This window comes from Vibrio sp. 16 (assembly GCF_963681195.1).
Classification (GTDB): domain Bacteria; phylum Pseudomonadota; class Gammaproteobacteria; order Enterobacterales; family Vibrionaceae; genus Vibrio; species Vibrio sinaloensis_D.
The window spans coordinates 1,232,277-1,254,346 of sequence record NZ_OY808998.1 but is presented as its reverse complement, the minus strand read 5'-3'; the positions used below and the strand labels follow the sequence as shown (position 1 = coordinate 1,254,346).

General features: G+C 47.0%; 18 protein-coding genes. 5 read left to right on the top strand and 13 right to left on the bottom strand.

Annotation, left to right across the window (positions count from 1 at the left end):
- The first annotated feature begins 85 nt into the window (after nt 1–85).
- From U9J37_RS19910 to malE, 3 genes are all read left to right on the top strand, one after another.
- Nucleotides 86–1,882: an alpha-amylase family glycosyl hydrolase gene (locus U9J37_RS19910; RefSeq protein WP_005474671.1), complete on the top strand. Its 1,797-nt coding sequence runs from the start codon at nt 86–88 to the stop codon at nt 1,880–1,882.
- On the top strand, nt 1,879–3,732 hold the full coding sequence (gene malZ / locus U9J37_RS19905) for a maltodextrin glucosidase (RefSeq protein WP_005474601.1): 1,854 nt from the start codon (nt 1,879–1,881) through the stop codon (nt 3,730–3,732). The genes U9J37_RS19910 and malZ overlap by 4 nt, the downstream gene beginning before the upstream one ends.
- Before the next feature lie 183 nt (nt 3,733–3,915).
- Complete coding sequence (gene malE, locus U9J37_RS19900) at nt 3,916–5,094, top strand: maltose/maltodextrin ABC transporter substrate-binding protein MalE (RefSeq protein WP_005474625.1); 1,179 nt, start codon at nt 3,916–3,918, stop codon at nt 5,092–5,094.
- Nucleotides 5,095–5,187: 93 nt separating this feature from the next.
- On the opposite strand, the gene U9J37_RS19895 is transcribed toward malE, so the two are convergent.
- Complete coding sequence (locus tag U9J37_RS19895) at nt 5,188–6,084, bottom strand: LysR family transcriptional regulator (protein WP_005474694.1); 897 nt, start codon at nt 6,082–6,084, stop codon at nt 5,188–5,190.
- A 149-nt stretch (nt 6,085–6,233) separates the two neighbouring features.
- Between U9J37_RS19895 and U9J37_RS19890 the strand changes: the two genes are divergently transcribed.
- The gene (locus U9J37_RS19890; RefSeq protein WP_005474678.1) at nt 6,234–7,865 is read left to right on the top strand and encodes a glycoside hydrolase family 13 protein; all 1,632 of its coding nucleotides are present in this window, start codon (nt 6,234–6,236) and stop codon (nt 7,863–7,865) included.
- A 61-nt stretch (nt 7,866–7,926) separates the two neighbouring features.
- On the opposite strand, the gene U9J37_RS19885 is transcribed toward U9J37_RS19890, so the two are convergent.
- From U9J37_RS19885 to U9J37_RS19855, 7 genes are all read right to left on the bottom strand, one after another.
- Nucleotides 7,927–8,718, bottom strand: a complete 792-nt coding sequence (locus tag U9J37_RS19885; RefSeq protein WP_005474597.1) for a LytR/AlgR family response regulator transcription factor — start codon at nt 8,716–8,718, stop codon at nt 7,927–7,929.
- A 314-nt stretch (nt 8,719–9,032) separates the two neighbouring features.
- On the bottom strand, nt 9,033–10,070 hold the full coding sequence (locus U9J37_RS19880; RefSeq protein ID WP_005474618.1) for a sensor histidine kinase: 1,038 nt from the start codon (nt 10,068–10,070) through the stop codon (nt 9,033–9,035).
- Nucleotides 10,070–11,338, bottom strand: coding sequence for a hypothetical protein (locus U9J37_RS19875; protein WP_005474658.1), 1,269 nt, complete (start codon nt 11,336–11,338; stop codon nt 10,070–10,072). The genes U9J37_RS19880 and U9J37_RS19875 overlap by 1 nt, the downstream gene beginning before the upstream one ends.
- Complete coding sequence (locus U9J37_RS19870; RefSeq protein WP_039624677.1) at nt 11,339–12,106, bottom strand: outer membrane lipoprotein-sorting protein; 768 nt, start codon at nt 12,104–12,106, stop codon at nt 11,339–11,341. It lies immediately after the preceding gene.
- Nucleotides 12,099–13,358, bottom strand: coding sequence for an ABC transporter permease (locus tag U9J37_RS19865; RefSeq protein WP_005474685.1), 1,260 nt, complete (start codon nt 13,356–13,358; stop codon nt 12,099–12,101). The genes U9J37_RS19870 and U9J37_RS19865 overlap by 8 nt, the downstream gene beginning before the upstream one ends.
- Entirely contained in the window at nt 13,346–14,029 is a 684-nt protein-coding gene (locus U9J37_RS19860) for an ABC transporter ATP-binding protein (RefSeq protein WP_005474605.1), read from the bottom strand. Before U9J37_RS19860 ends, U9J37_RS19865 begins: the two co-directional genes overlap by 13 nt.
- Before the next feature lie 9 nt (nt 14,030–14,038).
- Complete coding sequence (locus U9J37_RS19855) at nt 14,039–14,677, bottom strand: hypothetical protein (RefSeq protein WP_043887232.1); 639 nt, start codon at nt 14,675–14,677, stop codon at nt 14,039–14,041.
- Nucleotides 14,678–14,905: 228 nt separating this feature from the next.
- Here U9J37_RS19855 and U9J37_RS19850 point away from each other — a divergent pair, with 228 nt between their 5' ends.
- Nucleotides 14,906–15,154 carry a hypothetical protein gene (locus U9J37_RS19850; RefSeq protein WP_005474639.1) on the top strand — a complete coding sequence of 83 codons (249 nt, stop codon included), beginning with the start codon at nt 14,906–14,908 and terminating at the stop codon, nt 15,152–15,154.
- Between the two features lie 55 nt (nt 15,155–15,209).
- On the opposite strand, the gene U9J37_RS19845 is transcribed toward U9J37_RS19850, so the two are convergent.
- From U9J37_RS19845 to U9J37_RS19825, 5 genes are all read right to left on the bottom strand, one after another.
- Nucleotides 15,210–16,253, bottom strand: coding sequence for a S66 family peptidase (locus U9J37_RS19845; RefSeq protein WP_005474676.1), 1,044 nt, complete (start codon nt 16,251–16,253; stop codon nt 15,210–15,212).
- A gap of 85 nt (nt 16,254–16,338) precedes the next feature.
- Complete coding sequence (locus tag U9J37_RS19840) at nt 16,339–18,273, bottom strand: tetratricopeptide repeat-containing diguanylate cyclase (protein ID WP_005474609.1); 1,935 nt, start codon at nt 18,271–18,273, stop codon at nt 16,339–16,341.
- A 113-nt stretch (nt 18,274–18,386) separates the two neighbouring features.
- Complete coding sequence (locus U9J37_RS19835) at nt 18,387–19,001, bottom strand: class I SAM-dependent methyltransferase (protein ID WP_005474599.1); 615 nt, start codon at nt 18,999–19,001, stop codon at nt 18,387–18,389.
- A 133-nt stretch (nt 19,002–19,134) separates the two neighbouring features.
- On the bottom strand, nt 19,135–20,400 hold the full coding sequence (locus U9J37_RS19830) for a RidA family protein (RefSeq protein ID WP_005474600.1): 1,266 nt from the start codon (nt 20,398–20,400) through the stop codon (nt 19,135–19,137).
- A 461-nt stretch (nt 20,401–20,861) separates the two neighbouring features.
- Complete coding sequence (locus U9J37_RS19825) at nt 20,862–22,013, bottom strand: response regulator (RefSeq protein ID WP_005474637.1); 1,152 nt, start codon at nt 22,011–22,013, stop codon at nt 20,862–20,864.
- Nucleotides 22,014–22,070 lie beyond the last annotated feature (57 nt).

The following is a 22,070-nucleotide window of genomic DNA, read 5'->3' as shown; positions in this document are numbered from 1 at the left end:
CCAAATAGATGCAAAGGGATGAGTAGAGAAAAGCAGCCTTGTTTTAGCCTGCGAATAACGTTGAAACGAGGAAGATGCATCTCAAATGAAAAAAGCCAACATCTACCAAGTCTTTACCCGCCTCTTTGGCAACACCAATACCAACAATAAGCCGTGGGGAACCATAGAAGAGAATGGGATCGGCAAGTTTAGCCACTTCTCTGACCGCGCATTAAGTGAAATTCGCAAACTAGGGATCACGCATATTTGGTACACAGGTGTCATGCACCATGCACTAATCAACGACTATCGCGAGTTTGGTATCACCGATGATCACCCTTCAATAGTCAAAGGTCGTGCTGGATCTCCCTATGCCGTTAAAGACTATTATTCTGTCAACCCAGACTTGGCGGATGACCCAAGCCGTCGCAATCAAGAGTTTTATGATCTGATAGCGCGCACCCATCGTGCTGGCATGAAGGTGATTGTCGATATCGTGCCAAATCATGTCGCACGCGTGTATCAAGGCCTTAACAACCCTGAAGGAGTGGAAGATTTTGGCGCGAGTGATGATACCTCTGTCTCCTACCGACGCGACAACAACTTCTACTATCTGCCAGAGCAAGCGTTTAAGTTGCCAGAACAACTCGCGACAGAGCCTCCTCTTGGCGGCGAGTCACACCCGAGTAATGAAACGCCCTATACCGAGTACCCGGCCAAGTGGACAGGCAACGGTTCTCGGCTTGCCCAGCCAAATTTCGATGACTGGTATGAAACAGTCAAAGTGAACTATGGCGTTCGACCAGATGGCACAAAAGAGTTCGACATTCTACCGGACGACTACCGCCACAAAGACCACGCTGCCCATTTTGCATTCTGGCAAGATAAGGACGTGCCTGACTCATGGAAAAAATTCCGCGATATCGCGCTATTTTGGACCGAGAAAGGCGTCGATGGATTCCGTTACGACATGGCAGAGATGGTGCCTGTGGAGTTTTGGAGCTACATGAACGCCTGGATTAAACATCGCAATCCAGAAGCGTTTCTGATGGCAGAAGTGTATCAGCCCGATCTATATCGAGATTACATTCAACTCGGTAAAATGGATTACCTTTATGACAAAGTTGACCTGTATGACTCGTTGAAAGCCGTCATGCAAGGTCATGGCTCCACGGGAGAGATTGGCCGCATCCAGCATGAGCTGCGCGATATTGAACACCATATGCTGCATTTTCTCGACAACCATGATGAGCAGAGAGTCGCCTCGCCAGAATTTGCCGGAAATGCAGACAAAGGCAAGCCTGCAATGCTCGTTTCCGCTTGCCTGTCGAGTTCACCGACCATGATCTATTTTGGCCAAGAAGTGGGCGAACCTGGTGCTGAGCATGCTGGATTTGGCCAACCCTCTCGTACTTCAATTTTTGATTACATCGGCGTACCACACCACCAGCGTTGGATGAATGATGGCGCCTTTGATGGTGGCCAGTTGAACTCAAGTGAACGAGAGCTGCGACACTTCTATCAAGCCCTACTCAATCTTGCTCATCAAAGCCCAGCACTGTGTGGCGATTACCATGACTTGTACGCGGCCAACTATGACAATTTCGCCCCGATGCAAGACAAACTGTACGCCTTTGCGCGCTCCTCAGCTGAACAAAAACTGGTGCTAGCCGCCAACTTCTGTGACCAAAATGGGCGTTCACTTTCACTGATACTGCCACCCGAGGTTATCAGCTCTTGGCAGCTTTGCGATGGAGACTACCGCTGTATTGACCGCCTAAGTGACACTCAATACACCTTAAAAGTCACCGGTGGTCAGGGTGCGATCGAGGCTGAGTTGCCCCCTTTGGCGAGCCTGTTTCTAGAAATTAACGTTTCACCTAGCGAGGAGTGCTCAGCATGACGCAACCTTTTATTTTTCATGGACAATCTTCGGACTGGGTAAGTCGACATGACCAGAAACTGACCGTCAGACTCGCGGTCGAAAAAACCGCGGCATTCAACAAAATTGTTGTCCGCCATGAACCAGACAACGAAGAATACCTCGTCGAGATGACGCTTAGCGGCGAAACAGAACATCTCAACTACTGGACAGCAACATTTGAGCTCAATAGTGACCGAGCCATAACTCACTATGTGTTTAAGCTGGTCGCAGACAAGCATCAATACTGGCTGGATGGCAAAGGAGTGAGTCAACGTGTCCCGAGTAAGGAAACTCACTTTAAATTCAACGCCGAACATCAACCACCAGAATGGGTAAGTGAGCAGGTTTTCTATCAGATATTTCCCGATCGCTTTTGCAATGGCAATCCTGATATCAGCGTGAAAGATGGCGAATACCTTGTCTCTGGCGGTCATAAGTCGGTCACCTCAAAAGCGTGGGGCTCGCCTGTCGACACAGAAAATGGCTACGGTGGATGCGAGTTTTACGGCGGTGACTTGTATGGTGTTGAGCAAAAACTCGATTACCTACAAGCGCTTGGCGTCAGCGCCTTGTACCTTAATCCTATCTTTACGGCGCCAAGCAATCACAAGTACGACACGTCAGATTACACGCAAGTCGACCCTCATCTTGGCACCAACGAACATTTCGCCAGCTTGTGTGAAAAACTCCACCAGCGAGATATGAAAATCATGCTGGATGCAGTGTTCAACCACACATCGACTGAGCATCCTTGGTTTAACTTGCAAGGGCTTAGCCCGACGACAGGCGCATACCAAAGCGTTGACTCTCCTTACCGTCACTACTACTTCTTTGAAGGAGAGAGCCAAAACTACATTGGCTGGAAAGGCATACGCTCTCTACCCGTGTTGAACTTTGAGCATCCCGAAGTGCGCGATTATATCTACCAAGGGGAAGACGCTGTCATCAAGCATTGGCTCAAACCACCTTACTGCATTGACGGTTGGCGATTTGATGTAATACACATGCTAGGTGAAGGTGAAGGCGCAAAAAACAACGCGCATTATGTCAAAGCCTTCCGACAATCCGCAAAAGACGTAAACCCCGATTGTTATGTCTTGGGCGAGCACTTTTTTGAAGCGACGCAATGGCTACAAGGCGATCAAGAAGACGGCGCCATGAACTACTATGGATTCGCCCACCCCGTCCGAGCGCTGTTGGCTCAGCTTGATATCTCGTTTGATCCGATTCAACTCTCGGTCGGCGATTTCCTTGATTGGCAAGCCGAAGCTCGCGCCAAGATCCCGTGGCACAACCAACTGTCGCAGCTCAATCAACTTGATAGCCACGACACCGCTCGATTCCTTGATCTCGTGAAAGACGATCCACGCCGCTTCAAATTGGCGGCGAACCTACTGTTTGGTTACGTGGGCACACCTTGCCTCTACTACGGGACAGAGCTTGGCATGCTGGGCAGCCATGATCCGGACAACCGACGCTGCATGCCTTGGGACACCGTTGAAAACAACTCTTACCTTGCTTTCTTCAAGCAACTGATTGCGCTGCGTCTATCAAATCCGGCATTGCAAAAAGGTGACTATATTCCGCTCTATCAAGACAACGAGAGTTTTGTTTTTGCCCGCCAGCTTGGCGACAACACGGTAATCAACGCCTTTAACCTTTCTGACACCCCAAAGAGACTCTCGATAGACGTATGGAAAACCGCTGTAACCGACGGTGAGTTTATCTCTTCGCTCTCAGGGCAAAAAACATCGGCTTGTAACGGTCAACTCCCCCTTACCCTTTCGCCCATGTCTGGCGATCTGTTGGCTTTGCAACGAGGTAGTTAGAGTTCACATAAATCGGTATTGATATAAACGGCGCAACCTAATCAGTGCGCCGTTTTTGTTGTATATATGAGCTCAAGCCCTCGTTGATATAGATTTTTCCTATAACTGACTATCGATTATCTATTTTTGTTTTATATGCATTGGGTTTAGATTATCTGCAAACCTAAACAAGGATTGATAATAATGAAAAAGTTCGTGAAACCTCTTTCTCTCGTCGCTCTTGCTGTTATGGCGGCGAGCCCTGTAGCTGCCATGACCGAAGGTGAAATCACTATCTGGATCAATGGTGACAAAAGCTACGAAGGCCTAGCCAAAATCGGTAAACAGTTCGAAGAAGATACTGGCGTAAAAGTGATCGTTCAGCATCCAGAATCACTGGAAGCTCGCTTTGAAAAAGTGGCGGCAAAAGGCATGGGCCCAGACATCATCTTTTGGGCACACGATCGCTTCGGGGGTTATGCAGAAGCTGGCCTTTTGAAAGAAATCAATCCGAGTAAAGAATTCAAAGATAAGCTGGTCGACTTTAGCTGGGACGCCGTCACCGTGAATGGCAAGTTGATGGGCTACCCGATGGCGATTGAAGCACCATCGCTTATCTACAACAAAGACCTACTTCCAGAACCACCGAAAACATGGGAAGAGTTGGTAGACATCCACAAGAAGATGCAAGCACAAAACAAAACCGCCATTATGTGGGATGTGAAAAACGCCTACTTCACTTGGCCAATGATTTCATCGGGCGGCGCATACGCATTTGAAAAAGTCGATGGCGGCTACAACGGTGCGAAAACAGGCGTAAACAACGACGCGGGTGTCAAAGGCTTGCAGTTCCTTGTTGATATGGTCAACCAAGGCGTCGTTAATCCAGACATGGATTACTCGGTTTCTGAAGCGGCATTTAGCAAAGGCGAAGCTGCCATGACCATTAACGGCCCTTGGTCTTGGGGTAACTTAGACAAGATGGGCGTGAACTACGGCGTTGCCGTTCTACCGACATTAAACGGTGGTAAAGGGAACCCATTTGTCGGTGTATTGAGCGCAGGCATCAACGCAGCGAGCCCGAATGGCGACCTAGCGGTAGAGTTTTTAGAGAACTACCTGTTTGTCGATGAAGCATTGAAAACCATGAATGATGACAAGCCACTGGGCGCAGTGACACTGAAGTCTTTCCAAGCCATTTTAGAGAAAGATGACCGCATTAAAGCGACCATGACCAACGCCGAGAATGGCGAGATCATGCCTAACATTCCGCAAATGACGGCTTACTGGTTCGCAGAAGGAGCGGCCATCGACAACGCAATGCAAGGTAAACAGACGGTAAAAGAAGCACTCGATACCGCCGCTAAGCAGATCGTTAACTAATTCGTACACCAATACTGTTTTTCATTGAAACCAAACTCAGCGCGTTACAGCGCTGAGGGCGGAATGTCCTTTTGTTCAATACCTTGCCGGAGTTTATGCTCCGGCTTTTTTTGTGATCAATTCAATCAAAGCCGTGGTTGGCTCTGTCAGTGTTCCCACTTTGGTGTAGATGCCAACTTGCCCCAACTGGTCTTTGTTGAGCCAAAGCTGCACCAATCCTTGTTCAGCTAACTCTTCGGCAATCTTAGAGGTGTACGGCATGATCGCATCGCTCATTTTCACCATATCGATGCTGGCTGAAAGTGAGTCCATCTCATAAATCACCCGTGTCTCTTGAGCCGCCACGGTAAAGAGCTCTGCCCCCTCTTCCGTTAACACATCGCCATGACGAGCGTGATCAGGTGTCACTTTAAGTAACGGGTAGTGGTGCGCGTGCTCTTCAACCTCTTTGACTTCGAGCAATGGGTGGTCAGGTCGCACATACCAGGCTTCATGCTCTTGAAATAACGGGATAAACCTGACTCTATAGCGGCTATTGATGCCGTTGATCTCATGACCAACAAAAAGATCGATATCATCGTTAACGAGGTGGTGCAGCATCGACAATCCATTACCAAATTCAATGTGCATCGAGCTCGCTGGGTATTGCTGACAGAATACCTGCATCGCGTCTGCCGCAAAACAGTTCCACCAAGCCTCACCAACGCCCAGTTTCACTTTTCCGCCACTGCGCATTCGCATGTCTGCCAGTTGGTGAATCATCTGATTATGCTTTTCTTGCACCTCTTGCACGTAGCGAAAGTAAACCCAGCCGTATTCGGTCAACTCTACCCCCTTGGAGCGCCGAATAAATAAGTCGGCACCGAGCTGCTGCTCCAACTTTTTAATCGCCGTAGTTAGCGAAGGTTGGCTAATAAACAGCTTGTCCGCAGCAGCTTTAATACTGCCTTGGCGAGCAACTTCATAAAAATAGCGGTATTGCTTATCCATTTTCTATATCACCACACATATTATCGGGCTAAGGTTAGCGCTTGATATTGATTTTTTCTATAACCAGATTCAAAGATTCAATTATTTTTGTCGCAAAATGTCGGCTATAGTCATCATCAGTTTCTATTTGATTGAAAAGGTATAGAGCAATGGAACAACGTTGGTGGCATAACAGTGTCGTCTATCAAATTTATCCACGTAGCTTTTGTGACTCCAACGGAGATGGCATTGGCGATCTACAAGGCATCATCAGCAAACTCGACTATTTAGAGCAGTTGGGTGTCGACGTTGTCTGGCTCTCACCAGTGTATCAATCCCCGATGGATGACAATGGTTACGACATTTCCGATTACCAAGCCATTGCACCCGAATTTGGTACCATGGACGACATGCGAGCACTGCTTGATCAAGCCAAGCAGCGCGGGATTCGTATCGTGATGGATTTGGTGGTTAACCACACCTCTGACGAACACCCTTGGTTTGTGGAAGCCAAGGCGAACCCAGACAGCGACTATCGTGATTTCTACATCTGGCGTGATGCAAACCCTGATGGCAGCGCCCCAAGCGACATTGGCTCCATTTTTGGTGGTAGCGCATGGCAATGGGACGAAGAGAATCAGCAGTACTATTTCCATCTGTTTTCCAAGCGCCAGCCAGACCTTAACTGGGAAAACCCTGCCGTACATAACAAAGTCTTTGACATGATGAACTGGTGGATTGACCAAGGCATTGGTGGATTCCGTTTGGATGTCATTGACCTGATTGGCAAAGAAGTCGACAAAGGCATCACTGGCAACGGTGAAAGATTGCATCCGCTATTGAAGCAGATGAACCAAGCCACATTCGGCGATAAAGATCTTTTAACCGTGGGCGAAACATGGGGAGCCACACCCGAAATCGCCAAGCTATACAGCAACCCTGAGCGCAATGAACTCTCGATGGTGTTCCAATTCGAACACATTACGCTTACTTGGCAAGATGGGGATAAATGGCAACCTAAGCCGCTGGATTTGGTCGAGTTCAAGCAGGTGCTCACCAAGTGGCAAGTTGAGTTGAAAAACGAAGGCTGGAACTCGCTGTTTTGGAACAACCACGATCTGCCGCGTGTCGTGTCTAAATACGGGTGCGAGAAGGAGTACCGCGTGAAGTCGGCGAAAATGCTCGCCACAACGTTGCACTTTATGAAAGGAACGCCGTACATCTATCAAGGTGAAGAGATCGGTATGACCAATGTCGCCTTTGAATCACTTGAGCAATACAAAGACATTGAGACACTCAACTTCTACAAAGTCAAAACCGAATCTGGTGTGAGCCACGAACATATGATGCAGGCAATCCATGAGAATGGCCGTGATAACGCCCGCACGCCGATGCATTGGAACAGCGACAACCACGCTGGCTTCACCACAGGTACGCCTTGGATCGAACTCAACCCGAACTATCCAGAGATCAATGTCGCTGATGCGCTTGAAGATAAAGAGTCCATTTTCTACCACTACAAACAGCTCATTGCGCTGCGCAAATCGCACCCGGTGATTGTCTACGGTGACTTCATTCCTCTGCTTGAAAACGATCCTCAGGTGTTTGCGTATGAGCGAAAAGACAGTCATCAACACATCGTGGTGATTAACAATTTCAGCAACCAAACGGTTGAACTCAATTTACCTGCCCATTTGGTTGAGCAAGAGTGTGAAACGCTAATCAGCAACCATCAAGACTTAAACAGATTGCCAGCACGCTATTCGTTGACCCCTTACGAGTCAATCGCTGTCAAACTATAGACATAAAAAAACAGGATATAAGCCGCGTGCTTATATCCTGCCTTTTCCATCCCCTTTTGTGCTACCAACAAGTGTTAAACTTGGCTTGCATCGCCCGACTGACAGGTAGCTTTTCACCGCCCACTATCACTACCATCTTGCCGGTAAATTCCTTTTTAACTCGCTCAATGGCTGACACATTGACAATGGTTGAACGATGAATCTGCCAGAACTGGTCTGGATCTAACTGAGTCAGTAACTCTTTGAGGGAGGTTCGCAAAACGTACTCGACGGTTTTGTTTTGCTCCTGCTGGAACAAAGACACATACTTATCTTCGGCTTTAAAATAGAGCACTTCTGAAACCGAAATAAGGTGAATGTCCTCCCCTTTGCTGGCTCGAATCCAACTCAGGTAGTTAGGTGTCTTTTGCTCAGCAAGTTGCTGCATCTGTTGAAACAGCGCCTGCATATCGGGCGCTTGAGCCGTTGCATCAACACTAAATTTTTGTTTAAGCCGAGTGACACACTGCTCCAGCCTCGTTTCCGACAAAGGCTTGAGCAAATAATCCGCAGCATTGTTTTCAAAGGCTTGCACCGCATACTCATCGTAAGCGGTAACAAACACAACCGTTGTCGCGCTGTTATTTTCCATCAAACGTTTCGCCGCCTGCATCCCATCGCATTTCGGCATACGGATATCCAAAAATGCGATGGTCGGTTGGTGAGCCTCAATTAACTCAAGTGCCTGCTCGCCATTTTCCGCTAAGCCTTTTATTTCTAGTTCAGGCCAAACATCGGCTAAGGCTTTATCCAAATGAAAACGAAGCAAAGGTTCATCGTCAGCAATAATGGCAGTGAGCGGTGTTTGGCTCATAGCAGATACTCCATTTATTAGGGTCTGTTGACCTTTCGCGGTTAAATTTTGTTCGGATGGGGACGCCTAGTCAAAATCGTTTTAGGCGCGGCAAGGGGTGTGTAGCCTAGTCATTCTAAGTAAATCCCCCTTAACAAAGCATAAAACGATTTTAGCCCGGGGCGCGCAGCCGAACCCTTCGGGCAGCGTTTGTGGTTCATTTCTACTGCGTTATCGGCTTTTCATGTAGGCTAGCTACACTTCAAAGCCTCTGCCTTGTAGAAATTTCCCACAAACTGCTGCAAAAATCAGCTCGAAAGATCAACAGACCCTCATTAGCTTGGCAGTGCGTTTAGGGGAATCGACACTTTGGCTTTGACGCCCCCAGATTGGGATTCCAAAAGCGATAAGTTGGCATGCTCACCAAACAAGGCTTTTAAACGCTGTCTGGTGTTTTGCAGACCAACGCCGTGACCCGCTTGCCCTAGTCCACTGTTCATTCCCACGCCAGAATCGGCAACTTCAATGATTAAGTCACAATCACTCTGTTGTACCGAAATGTGCACGCTTCCGCCATCGACTTTTGGCTCAATGCCGTGTTGAATCGCATTTTCTACCAAAGGCTGAATAACTAAAGGGGGTAAATTCACTTCTTGCTGAATCGGGTTATCAATCGAGTAACTTAAGCGATTACCCAAGCGAATCTGTTGTATCGCCAAGTATGCGTCCACCATCTCCAATTCGGTCTGTAAGGACGAGTATTCTTGGCGGCTCGATTTGAGCGTGCCACGTAACAAATCAGTCAGACGTTCCAACATCAACTGCGCTTGTTTCGGATCTTGTCCGATCAATACGCTCACGTTGGCCAAGGTGTTAAACAAGAAGTGCGGCTCTATCTGGCTTTGAAGCTGTTTTAACTGGCTAAGCAACATCGCTTTTTCGAGCTCACTTTGTTTGCGCTTGGCAATCTCAGCTTCTTTTTGCGCGATTAAGCGTTGTTCGTGCGCATAGAAAAACACAAAGCAGGTACAAGTAAACACTAACCCTAAAATAACAACGGGCTTTAAATCGCTAATCTGAGCGAACTCATCATATTTTTGAAGTACAAAGTAAGCATTAGCAGTGCCTATTGTCATCGCTCCAGCCAAGCCAATCAAGGTAACTTGACGCGATGACAATGAAGGAATGAACAGAGCAACAAGGTGAGATGTACCCACCGCGCTGTACCCGTAGCCAATGCTAATCAACAAGTGCTCCATGTAACTGCTCGGCCAAATCGATTGGGTGACAAAAGCAATGACCATACAAAAGAGCGAGGTTAAGATCAGGCTGCGAATGCTGTCTTTGCCATGATGCTTTAATGTTTCGTTCATTAGAACCTTCCCTTAATATTGATAAAAACCATACGCTTATCGGACAAGTTTGCATATACCGAGTCACGGTCTCCGGTCATAAAGCGGAGCGCGGTCTCAATATTTAGTGACATATCACCAGAATCGTACGCTTGATAATCTAGCCATTGCGTTGCGATCAAACCGCCATCTTGCGGCGAGTACAGAAAGTCTGCCGTTGGGGTGAAGTTATTCAGCCACAAGTAATCCTGCGACCATTGCCATTGACTCCACGCGCTCGAATCCAAGCTCCAGTGGACCATCACGTTGTGAGCCATTAAGTTGGCGTGGTAGAGCCCCTGAGCGTAAGACGGTGCTAATGGCGCGGTTAGGTTGGAACCACTTAAACGGTCGACACGATCTAATGCTTGCTGCCAATCGGATTTGTCCCAGCCGCGGCTATCATACCAATATTCGACGATGATATTGTTGCCTACCTCGTTCGCCCAGTTCGCCCCAACTAAAGCCTGATACCCGTTCGGCTGTTTATCTAAGCTCACCGCGTCCAAAAGCTGACCTTGCTGATAGCCCAAGTAGTTACGCTGATAAACGGCAGACGCGTGCATCGCCCATGAGGCATCAAGAACGGTAACAAACGATCCTCCCACAAGACCGTGGCGAACGTCATCGTAGTAGGCTAACCATTGATACTCGCTATCACCCACAAACGCGTAACGACGCAAGCCAATGCCATGCTGCTGAGATTCTTCTTCCAGCTCACTGCCCGCTTGCTGAGTGTGCTTAGAGTTTGAATAGACAAGGCTCCAATCCCCTTGCTCGTCAAAATAGGAGGCCATCGCCGTGAGCGTTCCCTCTTCTACTTGAATGCCCACAGGGTTTCGTCGATAGGGTTTAAACACATCCAACGGGCGATAACCATACCCCACTCCCCAATCGAGGCGCATTTTCCCCAAAGTTACATCGATAGACGTCTCCATCAGTGACAGCCCACCTTGCCAGAACAGCTCTTGAATGATGAACTCACCCTTGTATTCACTGCTGTCCGAATTGGAAAGCACGTCACTGCCTTTGGCTGCAAACAAGCCCGTCCATTGATAGGCACGTAGCTCTACGTCAATCAATGCATCGAGCGCCTGAGTCGATGTTTGTTCACGGTCACCCAGTAGTAGGGAGTCTTGATGAGTGGTAGAGCTGCCACTCAAGGTCCAATCCCACTCTAAATTCACCTCGTCAGCATAGCTCGGCGCGACTGACAAACTGGCGACAAGCCCTATCACGACTGTTTTCATCTAGAGCTCCGTCACCGCGTTGCGAGTTAAGTACGCCGGGTTATAGTATTTATCTTCAAGTGATAATGGCGTAATTTGCTGGTACGTAATGACGGTTTTCTTCGCTGGCTGTATCTTGTCGAGTAGCGTCATAGAGACCACTCGATTTTCGCCATCGAGATCACCACCTTCAAAGTACGCTTGTTTGGCAAGTTTGCCTGAACGTAAATATAAATCCGCTTTGACCGGGAAATCGTTGCCTGCATCTAGCCAAAGATCAATACGATGATAACTGGCGCCCTTAGTGGTTGAACGTAAACGCAGCTGATGGGTCGAGACTGTCTTGCCAGCCACATCGAGTTGATCTTGCGAGACAAACGTCGCGTGGTAATCCTCACTCCAAGTCAGAGTAGAGATGTCGCCAACCGACGCTTCACCCAACAGCTTTTGCATGGGCGTGATTCGAATGGGTCGACGGCTCTTTGGCATCACTAACCAGTAGTTATCCCCTAGCATGAGCATCTTTTGCCCTTGCTCAACCTGAGATTTAAACACCACCAACGACTCTCGGTTTTCACGCGTGTAGACATGGTACTCGCGTGTTTTATCAAGCGTGTCGTTTTCGTATAGCGCCACCTCTGAAACCACTTTGGCTGACTCATACCCTTGGCGGAAGCTATCTGCATTGCGCACCATGGAACCAACATCCATAGGCGCAGATTGAGCACTTAACGCCTGACTAACCAGCAGTAAACTGACCGCACTGAATCGATTGATGAGCTTAAACATAAGTAAGAGCCTCCGTGATAGGTTTGTTCACGCCTTTACGCGCCGATAACCAAGCGGCTACCGTACAAATTAGAGCCACACCCAAGGTACATGCGAGGACAAGCTCAAGAGAGAAATAAATAGTGAGTGGGTAACCGTCCGTTCTGCCTGGGGGTGGCGGCATTTGAACATCAACCACCATCAGAAACAGCGCCGCTAGCGCACTTAACAAGCCACCAACCACCGAGCCGATCAACGCCAAAAGACCTGCTTCTTTCACAAAACCTGAGACGATTTCACTCGGGTAAGTGCCCAGCGCTGACAGCGTCCCGATTTCACGAGTACGCTCCGTGACCGACATGGTCATGGTGTTAAACAAGGCAACAAAAACCACCAGCGCCATAACCGCGCCCATGATGCCAAAGATGCGATCGTACAAATCTTTTACTTTGCTGTAGAAAAAGGCTCTATCTTGCCAAGGGGTCAGCTCAATTTCTTGCGCCAAATCGATGTTACTCAGCGTGGTATCGACCCAGTTCTGCACGGTTTGGGTTTTCTGGGTATCAAACAAAAACACCGATAGCGTGCTCACTCTGTCTGAAGCCAAGAGATCTTGTGCAGAGAGGATATGTAAGTAAAGCTGGCGCTTATCCAACTCTGGAACACCTGTTGAGAAAATACCTCGAACCTTAAAATCAAACGCATTGAGCGCACCGTCACTGGTGGTGGCCAGCAGTGTCACCCAATCGCCAACCGACACTTTCAGGTTCTTAGCCAAATCCACACCAAGCATCACTTCAGGTTCGCTTTCATCGTAGCGCGGCGAATTCACATTAGATAATGTCTTCCCTTGGCGAATATCCAGAAATGGTCCCTTCATATCAAATTCACGGTCATTCACCCCTGAGCCAACAAAAATGGTCGACTTACTGCCATTGGAGATCAAACCATTAAACTCGATTCGTGGCTGAATCCCTCGAATCGCTTTATTGGCAATTAACGCTTTTGAAATCGTAGCGCTGTCAGCCAAACCATTTTCGAGCGGCATTTCCTCGTCCATTTCAAAATAGTTGGGCTGGCTGATGGTGATGTGACCAGTCTCTCTCGCGGTCGATTCTTTCAAAGACTCATAGGTGTACAAGCCAAAGCCACCCGCTGCGGTTAAGGCAAAGACAGCGATGGCGATAATTAATATGGAAAGCACACTTCTGCGACGATTGCGCTGTAGATTCAAAAACGCCACACGGATAGATAAAGGAATCAACTTGCCCATTGCATTGCCTCCGAACTGATTACACCATCCACTAGGTCAATGGTTCGGTCGCAGTGCATCGCCATTCGCGCATCATGCGTTGCGACGACAAAGGTGGTGCCCATTTCGTGACCGAGTGACTTCATCATTTCCACCACCAACGCTGCGGTTTGGCTATCTAAGCTCGCGGTTGGCTCATCGGCAATCACCATTTCTGGTTGATGGACGAGAGCTCTCGCAATAGCCACACGCTGCTGCTGGCCACCAGATAAATTATCCGGCCTATGGTCGACAAACTCCGCTAACCCAACTCTGTCGAGAATATCGAGGGATTTTCGCTTCTGCTCCGCGAGAGACAAGCCGTTGAGCATCAGTGGGTAAGCGACGTTTTCCCACGCCGACATAACAGGAATCAAATTGAAGCGCTGGAACACAAACCCTAAGCGAGTACGCCGATATTGGGCGGCAGCCATTGGGTCTCTTGGGTAGGCTTTTCCCGCCAATTCAATCTTGCCCTGATAATCCATTTCGAGTAATCCGAGCACATTGAGCAAGGTACTTTTCCCAGACCCTGACGGGCCACAAAGAGCCACCATTTCACCTTGATTGATGCGCCCGCTCACCCCTTTTAGGGCGTCAACACGCTGTTGGCCCAGTTGGTACTGCTTAAAAATGTCCGTAAATTCAAGCATAACGCCTCCTTAAGCCGCTTTTTCGATAATGGCTTGAGCTTGTAGGGTAAGAGGATGTTGGCTGTTTTTTTGTTCCATCACTTTTAGCCACAGCTGCGCTTGCTCTGGCTGCTCGGCGCGAAGTGCAGCACGAATCGCGTACAAATAAATCCAAGACGTTGCATCGTAATGCTGTTGTTGGAACTGCTCATCAGCAAGCAAATCGAGGTAAATGTCGTACCCACGCTCAAAGTGGTTAAACATATCTGGCAGAGACGTAAATGTTGCTGCCGCAATAGCTTGGGCAAGTAAAGATTCTGGTAACCCTTGACGGATCGCTTGCTCATGAAGAGGAACCGTTTCGCTTTGCAGTAAGTCGAGCCCTTTTGAGATAGTCGCTAACCCTTGCTCGGTGTACTTCATCTTATTCCACGGCATAAACGCATCTCTTCCTTTTAGCGTCTCGGTACTGCCTAGGTAGACTAAGCTCAACGGATCCGCGCCTTGGTTTTCAATCGCACGTTGCAAAGTCTCGAAGACGACCTCGACTGCATTTTCATCGCCGTCTGCCGCTTGGTTGTACTGCGCGATCACCTCTTCGCTAGGTGCTGCAAAAGCATTAACACTGATAAGAGCGGTTGCGAGCAAAGCCATTGTGAATTTTTTCATCGAGTTATTCCCTATTCCTTGATTTGACCATCTTAGAATAGTGGCAAGTGATGTGTAATTTTGGCCAATGCGACAAACGGTATATTGATGGCGTGAATGGCAATAATGCGGCGTGAACGGTTATTGTCTGAGCGGATAAGCGGAAAACAGGTAGAATTAATCACAAAGGGTCGTTAAAGTAGCGGCCATTATTACAAGCTTCGCAAAGCCAGATTCAGAGCATAGACCATGATTGATGACAACAAAGTAATTGATAACCTTAAAGATCTAGAAACCTTTTTGCTAAGCGTTGAAAGTGGCGTTTTAGGACTGCAAAACGTAGCGGGTGTGGCGTTGGCAACACAAAATTCAACAGGTCGCCACTTTGTCGCCGTCCTCGATGACAACCATCAACTGCTGTTAGGTCATTGGGTTACAGAAGAGATTTTTAAAACGGGCCAAGATATGGTTCGCCACGGGCCGCGAAAGTCTCACTAATTGGCGCATAACAAAAGGCTCGCAGTGCGAGCCTTTTGTCTATATTTTATTTAAATTAGCGCGTTGGGTTTGCAATCCAGTCACCGTCCAAGCTGACGAGTGACTGCTCGAAATCAATAGCGACCTGAGCCCCTAGCGGCGTCACTAGCATAGGGTGCGTATGGCAGCTATCAAAACCCGCTACGATTGGCATCGCTTGACCATTCAATACTTCCAGTAAAATATCCAGTGGCTGCCTACCTGTCCCTTTGTCATCAAACAACTCATGCTTACCGAGAATAATCGCGGAAACTTTATCAAAAACGCCGCACGCTTTAAGATGGCTAAACGAGCGCTCGACATCAGGTGCGCCTTTCAAACAATCTTCCAGCAGCAAGATGTCGCCTTGTTTTATCTCTGGCATGTATGGGCTTCCCCAGATACCACTCATTGTATTTAGGTTGCCTCCAATAATCCGACCAGAAACTCTCCCCTCACCCAAGAACTGCCACTCATTGTTTTGCACTGGTTTCGCGTGAGTTTGGCTCTCCCAATCAATCATCGTATCCGTCCAATGCGAAGGCATACGATAGAGATATGGCGGATAAGCTTCGGCTTGAGGCTGGCAAACTAAGATATCAGCGAAAGACTGATACGTTTCATCCACCAACGGCGGATATTCACCAAAGGAGGCCACCAACGCCGGACCATAGTAGGTAATTAAACCTGTTTGTGCGTAGATGCCCATTAGCAGCGCCGTAACATCGGAATAGCCAATAATGATTTTAGGGTCTCGCTTAAGTGCTTGGTAGTCGATATAGGGCAACAGTGCATTGCTGTTATAGCCACCAATCACAGACATAATGCAGCGAACATTTGGGTCTCGAATAAGTTGGTTTAGTTCGTCTGCGCGTTCTTTGATGCTTCCTGAGCGATAGTGGTCGCTAGCGCCTGTTAGAGAGCCCGCTTTAAGCTGAAACCCTTTACTGGTAAGAAATGCCTTTGCGCGTTCGAATCTTTTTGGAGCAAACACGGTGGCAGGAGATGATGGAGAGAAAAAGCCTATCGTATCTCCTTGATTGAGGCGCGGTGCGAACAACGGCGGCAGATCCTTGTGCATGGTAGCTATTCCTTTAAAACATTACAAACAACCACCATAAGGTACTGATACTAATAGCGAAAAACAAGTTTCAGTTACGTACGAATCATAACTCTTCTGGCATGACGAGCTGATTTCGTCCACGTTCCTTCGCTTGATACAAACATTCATCTGCAATTGAAAATGCGCGTTTCGAAACTCTCAATCCCTCTAGCGTATAGGGTTCGCTAGCACCAATAGAAATTGTGACCTCGAGTTGATGATCGCCAACCACAATAGGTTTTTTGTTTACTGCGGCAATAAGACTTTGGGCACGTTCGCAGTAATCGGCTCCATCACTGACCGCAAGTAAAAACTCTTCACCGCCCCAGCGGACGATGACCTCATGGTCTTGCAACTCACTTTTTATCCGAGCCGCTACTTCTTTCAGCACACCGTCACCCACTTCATGACCAAAGTTATCGTTGATCAGTTTGAACCTATCGATATCGACCAATGTCACTCGGTAGATGGCTTTAGGATCAAGCACCACAGGCGTCTCTAACTCGCGTTGATAGAAACGACGGTTTCCGACTGCGGTCAGAGGATCGTTGAATGAGAGATCGTGCAAATACTGGTTGCGTTTGCGTTCAGCGACCCAACGAGCCACAAGCCAAACCGCGACCAGCAAAGCAAAACCCAGCCAAATATAGAGAAGCCGAACCCGTTGCTCCGTCAAGCCTTGCTCAAACTCTTTGAGCTCATTTTGCAAATCCAGCAAATCACGTTCACGCTCTAACTCTTGAATTTCAAAAGCGGTCCCTAAGTTCTGAATCTCACTTAAAATCTGGTTGCGCTCTTTCTCATGATAGGTTTGATAGACTTGTAGCGCTTGCTCATGCTCGCCCTGTTTCTCAAGGATATTCGCCTTCAACAAATGACTACGAATCAACCAACGCTTATGGTTAATCTCTGTAAACGACGCAATGCTTGTCTCAATGGCCTCGCGAGCTTCGTTCAATCTACCGAGATCTTTCAGCGCCATTGCGTGCTCCATTTGGCAAATACCAAGCTGCCTTGGGTACTTATCAATCGCTTCAGCATTCATACACGCAATCGCCACTCCAAGGGCTTTGTCTGGCTGCCCTTCCAACAGTAGCAATCTCGTTTCAGACTTTAAGCGAATAATTCGGTATAAAGCGGGAGTGTGCTCATCAATATAACGAATTCCTTTTGCAAACGCCTCGCGTGACTCATTTACCTTGCCCAATTTGTTGTAGACAAAAGATTGGTTCATCAGAACGATAAACTTTGTTTCAGGTTCAATAGACTCAAGTGTTTCGCCCAATATCTCTGCTCGAACTAGGTATTCGATTGCACGCTCCCATTGCTCTGAGTGGACGTACAACAGCCCTAGGTTGTTATTAAAGCGAACGTTGTACTCACTCTCAGGGTATTTTCTACCGACCTCTACACCTTTAATGAAGTATTTTTGCGATAACTTGAGTTGATTGTCGGAGTTATACAATGCACCTGCGGTGTTATACGCTTCCAGCAATAAAAAATCCGCTCGGATATGTTCTACAAACTTGATGGCATCCATGATTTTTGTGATGCCTTCAGGGTAGGAGCCTCGACGAAAATCCTTGTAAGCACTTTCAATATCGAGCTTTGCCAGCAGCCAACTTAATCGATGTACTTTGGCGATCTTGTTCAGTTCACTATCTATCGAATCGAGAACACTCGGCTCGTTTTTCGCCGCTAGCCGACGGACCCACAGTGAAAAGATTTGTTCGATGACCTCTGGTGGGCGCGTTAAACCCGCTCGCCACTGCTCTAGGCGAACAAGCGCTTCTTCCGGTGAACGAGCCGCCAACTGATGAATGGCGAGCAATGGGTGCTCGGCATCAATCGCTAACAGTTGCTTTTCTGGAGCCAATACCGGTGCCGTTGCTTCAGTCGTAGAGAGTTTCTGAGGGCGAAACAGAAACGTCTCAAGTGTCACTACAGTGAGTAACGACAGTGACATCAAAAGTAACGCAGTGGTTGCTTTTTTGAACATGGGTTTAAACGGGGCTCCAAGAGGCTAAGTGTGTGCGATAGAAATTATACAGAAATTGAATCATTTTCATAAATCTTAGCGTCAAAAACGGCTGGATTCGTAAATGCTGACTGTCAAGGAGCAGGTTTGTCGGCTTTTTGAATGATTAGGAAAGTATGTTGTTCAGGATACTGATCAAACTCCAGATGGCGGATGGCACATCCTAACTCCATAAATAGACGCAAAAAGCCGTCCGTGCCTAGGGTTGAATAGTACATCTTTGGCCCCATGACGTTATTGTCATGCTCGCCCGCCTCTTGCGTACCGCCAAAAGAAAACAAAAGGACACCGCCTGGATTTAAGGCATTGACGAGTTTTGTCATTACATAGCGTTGCGATGACAACGGAATGTGCCAAAGACTGTCCCAGGCGGAGATAAAATCATACGTCTTTGTAAACTCGAATTGACAGATGTCGGCGTGGTGAAATTGAACAGCAGGATACTTGTTCCGAGAGAGTCGGATCATTTCGCTGGAAATATCGAGACCTTCTGGGGTAAGCCCTGACGCTTGCATAAGCTCTATGATGCGACCTGTGCATCCGCAGCCAACATCCAGCCCAATGCGAGTATGAGAAAGAAAAGTGAGTGCTTTTTTATGAGCGTCGATACCATTGGAGAGATCAAAGGAATCACTCTGCCATCGATGTGTAATTTGATCGTACGCCAATCCAACTTCGCTAGGTTTCACTGCACTTATTTCCGTCTAATTTATTAACGTTACAAAATAAACAGATAGGAAACCAATTGCAACCATTGAATTACAAATACAAAACAAAAAGTGCACTCTATATAAATAGAATGCACTTTAATAAAACCTACTATTATTTAGAAGGCGGTGTACCTTCCGCATTAGAAATAATAGCATCAATTTGAACTTTTGCGTCCATTGCTATTTCTTTCACGCCAATAACGGTTCGTGCTGGCAGCTCTTTTTCAAAGAATGAAGGATAAACTTCATTAATTAAATCAATATCAGCCATATCACGAAGTTGAATATTGACTTTGACGACGTCATCCATCACATGACCAATGCTTTCCACGATAGATTGGATGTGTGTTAGACACTGCTTCGCTTGCTCTTTTGCATCACCCGATACCAAAGACTGAGTGTTCAAATCAATTGGCAACTGGGCAGCGATATGGTTGTAGTGAGAAAACGCAACAGTTTGAGTGTACAACTCGTTAAGAGGTGCCGCATCTGTGTTACGGGCGCGAATCACAATGCCATGACGATCTTCAACTTCTTGAGGAGGCGTGCCGTCACCATGAGAAATCACCACATCAATTTGGACGCGAGCATCTAATGGTAGCGCTTCTACAGAGACGACTGAGCGTGCTGGTACATACGCCACAGCGCGAGCAATCGCCGAGTCTGGGAAGAACGTAGAGTACACTTCATTCACAGCATCAAGATCATTTAGGTCAGTTAGATAGATGGTCGCTTTGACAATATCGTCAAACGGGACGTCGATGCTTTCTAGAATCGCTTTCACGTTCGCCAAGCATTGTGCGGCTTGCTCTTTAACACCACCTTCAACAAGCGCGCCAGTCGCAGGGTCAACAGGCAACTGTGCAGAAATGTTGTTGTAGTGCGAGAAAGCAACGGTGTGTGTAGAAAGCTCATGAGCTGGCGCACGTTCGGTGTTTCTTGCCAATTTGATCAATTCACATGGATCTTGCGGGTAAGTCCCTTCGCCATTTGAAATGAGTGCATCCATCTGAACCAGCGCATCCGCATCAGGTAGCGCAGCAACAGCGACCACCGTTCTAGTCGGGAAGTATTCGTGGAAGAAACTACGGTACGCCTCATCGACCGCTTCAACGTCTGCGATGTTTTTCACAAAGACGTTAATTTTGACCACATCTTCCATGACGTGACTAATGCTCTCAACAATCGCTTTAATATTAACTAAACATTGGTGAGCCTGCTCTTTCACGCCACCAACGACGATTTCCCCCGTCGCTGCATCAATCGGAAGCTGGGCAGAAATATTATTGTAATGTGAAAAAGCGACAGATTGCGTTGAATATTCGCTAATAGGTGCATTATCTGTATTTCTCGATAATTTGATGATCACGTCACTCATTTAAGGTTTATCCTTATATTATTTTAAGCAATTAAAATCACTTATGTAGGTGTTATTGGTTATAATCAGAAAGTGAGAAAATACTAAGTTAAATATAAAATGCTAAATGTGACTAGAATCAAAAACCATTTCCACTAGCATGTAATACAAGGGTTGGATAATTAATCATTCGAGACTAATTATCCGTAAACGGCCACTCTTTCGTATCACACCAAGATATAAATAAGGGATTTATTGCAAATTAATGAGTAATTTCCCAATTTAGAAAAAGACCAAATTCGCGTATTTTGATCAACTCTGTTAGCGCCTTCACAAATCCTTACTGTGAAATCTACGAATCGACATCAAGGCGTGCTGATTAACCCCGTATAAGTGCATAAAATCTCTGCTAGCTTTCAATATGCAGTAAAGTTTGCCTAACAGCCAACTTAAAACGCTGACCATATTGGTATATCACCGCATTATGATTGGTTGATCACTTTGGCAATTTTCTTGAGCAATAGGTCTGCTCGCGTTGGCTTAACCACATAATCAGACGCACCATTGTCTATGCTGGCTTGAATCATACTTTTATCGGCGTGGCTAGTGAGCATAATGACTGGGATATTTTTTGTTATTTCGACCTGTTTCATCGCCTGAAGTGTCGCCAAGCCATCCATGATAGGCATATCAATATCTAACAAAATCAATTGGGGAATCATAACCTTAGCTTTCATAATTGCCTCAACGCCGTTACTCGCCAGTTCCACTTTAAAGCCTCTGGGTTCGAGAATAGTGGCAATGATTTTTTGCATCACGGGTTGGTCGTCTGCAACCACAACAATCGGCCTTTCCGACTTCATATGTGGTTTAACGGTTTCTAACATTGAGGAGAATGCTTGCAGTGAGCCGACACTGTTGTCTTTGTATGTCTCGAGGTTCTCACGGAACGTAGACATCGAAAAGTCCCTTGCTGAGGCTTTTTGCAATGGTTCGGGTAGAGAGCTGATGATGCTAGAAAATGCTTTTTGCCATTCTACTGCGGGTACGTTATCGAGTAATTCGTCTAGAGGCTTGGTAATTTCATTGAGATCTTCAGCTTGTTGATCGGCTTGCACATCCACCTTAGTTCGCAGTTGGGCAATAGAATCAATACTCTGGCTTAGTGTCTGGAAGAGTTCTGCATTGTCCTCTGCGACCTTTAACAATTCAACATCCGATTGCAGGTGCTCCGCTAAACGCTTTAAGGTCAACTTAACACGGTTGGTGTCGTAAATCGGCTTGATAATTTCGTAGGTGTAAAACTGATTTTTCTCACACAAGTCATACGCATCTAAACGACTCGATTTATCACATAACAATATCTCGAACCTAGGAATGTGTGATTGATTATTGAGTGCATCATGTCCGTGAAGAAGATTAGAGAGCTGCTCTGCATCTGCTGCTGAGTCAAACGCGTAAATAAAAATGATACTCGTATGCTCTCCTGACAACGTTTGAACAAATTTGCTTTGGTCAGATTTGACGTTAATCGGTGTAACATCATCAAACATACTTGTGATCAGTGATTGAATGATATCCAAAACGGCGATGTCTTCATAAAAGACATAGATGCTAGTTTGTTTAAAGCTCATGCCTGTTCCCTCTCCAAGTTACCGCCAACCAATCCTTTTCAATAAGCCCAGATGCGT

Coding starts and splice junctions, on each gene's coding strand:
- U9J37_RS19860 (WP_005474605.1), bottom strand. CDS start 14,029: ATGCTTGAATTTACGGACATTTTTAAGCAGTACCAACTGGGCCAACAG.
- U9J37_RS19850 (WP_005474639.1), top strand. CDS start 14,906: ATGATTGATGACAACAAAGTAATTGATAACCTTAAAGATCTAGAAACC.
- U9J37_RS19890 (WP_005474678.1), top strand. CDS start 6,234: ATGGAACAACGTTGGTGGCATAACAGTGTCGTCTATCAAATTTATCCA.
- U9J37_RS19895 (WP_005474694.1), bottom strand. CDS start 6,084: ATGGATAAGCAATACCGCTATTTTTATGAAGTTGCTCGCCAAGGCAGT.
- U9J37_RS19840 (WP_005474609.1), bottom strand. CDS start 18,273: ATGTTCAAAAAAGCAACCACTGCGTTACTTTTGATGTCACTGTCGTTA.
- U9J37_RS19910 (WP_005474671.1), top strand. CDS start 86: ATGAAAAAAGCCAACATCTACCAAGTCTTTACCCGCCTCTTTGGCAAC.
- U9J37_RS19885 (WP_005474597.1), bottom strand. CDS start 8,718: ATGAGCCAAACACCGCTCACTGCCATTATTGCTGACGATGAACCTTTG.
- U9J37_RS19875 (WP_005474658.1), bottom strand. CDS start 11,338: ATGAAAACAGTCGTGATAGGGCTTGTCGCCAGTTTGTCAGTCGCGCCG.
- U9J37_RS19865 (WP_005474685.1), bottom strand. CDS start 13,358: ATGGGCAAGTTGATTCCTTTATCTATCCGTGTGGCGTTTTTGAATCTA.
- U9J37_RS19870 (WP_039624677.1), bottom strand. CDS start 12,106: ATGTTTAAGCTCATCAATCGATTCAGTGCGGTCAGTTTACTGCTGGTT.
- U9J37_RS19845 (WP_005474676.1), bottom strand. CDS start 16,253: ATGCACAAGGATCTGCCGCCGTTGTTCGCACCGCGCCTCAATCAAGGA.
- U9J37_RS19825 (WP_005474637.1), bottom strand. CDS start 22,013: ATGAGCTTTAAACAAACTAGCATCTATGTCTTTTATGAAGACATCGCC.
- U9J37_RS19830 (WP_005474600.1), bottom strand. CDS start 20,400: ATGAGTGACGTGATCATCAAATTATCGAGAAATACAGATAATGCACCT.
- U9J37_RS19880 (WP_005474618.1), bottom strand. CDS start 10,070: ATGAACGAAACATTAAAGCATCATGGCAAAGACAGCATTCGCAGCCTG.
- U9J37_RS19855 (WP_043887232.1), bottom strand. CDS start 14,677: ATGAAAAAATTCACAATGGCTTTGCTCGCAACCGCTCTTATCAGTGTT.
- malE (WP_005474625.1), top strand. CDS start 3,916: ATGAAAAAGTTCGTGAAACCTCTTTCTCTCGTCGCTCTTGCTGTTATG.
- malZ (WP_005474601.1), top strand. CDS start 1,879: ATGACGCAACCTTTTATTTTTCATGGACAATCTTCGGACTGGGTAAGT.